1 protein-coding gene is annotated in these 696 nt (G+C 62.6%); it reads right to left on the reverse strand.

Annotated elements, in window-relative coordinates; genetic code table 11:
* The coding region (locus G3436_RS22020) for a transporter substrate-binding domain-containing protein (RefSeq protein ID WP_163949432.1) at window positions 1–696 on the reverse strand (696 nt) is incomplete at both ends.

Below are 696 nucleotides of genomic sequence, written 5' to 3' on the forward strand. Positions count from 1 at the left end.
CACCTCGATCAGCTTGATGTCCGGGTAGCGCCGGCGCAGTTCGGCGCTCACCGGGGTGCTGCGGATGACCGCCAGGCGTTTGCCGTTGAGCTGGTCGGGGTGCTTGATCGCGGTGTCGCGCATGCCGGTCACCAGCACCCGCGGGTTGGCCAGGTAAGGGCGGGTAAAGGCCAGGGTCCTGGCGCGCTCGATGCCGTAGTTCAGGGCGCCGACCACTTCGGCGTCGCCGTTTTCCACCAGGCTGACCATGGCCGGCACCGAATCGCTTTCGATGATCTGGAAGGTGAGGCCGCTGCGCAGGCTGATCTGTTGCAGCACATCGGCGGTAATCCCGCGAAACTGCTGATTTGCATCGAAGAAACTCAGCGGCGCGAAGTACTTGTTGATGACCACGCGAACACTGGGGTGCTGTTCGATCCAGGCGCGTTCGGCCGGGGTCAGTTGCAGTTCGGCGCGATTGAGCAGGATGCTGCTGACGCCACTGCTCCAGCGCCGCATCACGTTCAGCCGGTCGCTGTCGGTGATGCTCGCCAGGGCCTTGTTGAGCACCTCGAGCAGCAGGGCGTTGTCACGTGCCAGGGCAAAGCCAAAGAAGGAACGCTGGGGTTTGACGTAGTGCGAGATCTGCAGGGTTTCGCGCAGATTCTTGCCTATCAGGTAATCGGCGCTGATCGCATCACCGATAAAGGCATCAGC

The sequence above is a fragment of the Pseudomonas brassicae genome (assembly GCF_010671725.1).
In the GTDB taxonomy this organism is placed as follows: Bacteria; Pseudomonadota; Gammaproteobacteria; order Pseudomonadales; family Pseudomonadaceae; genus Aquipseudomonas; species Aquipseudomonas brassicae.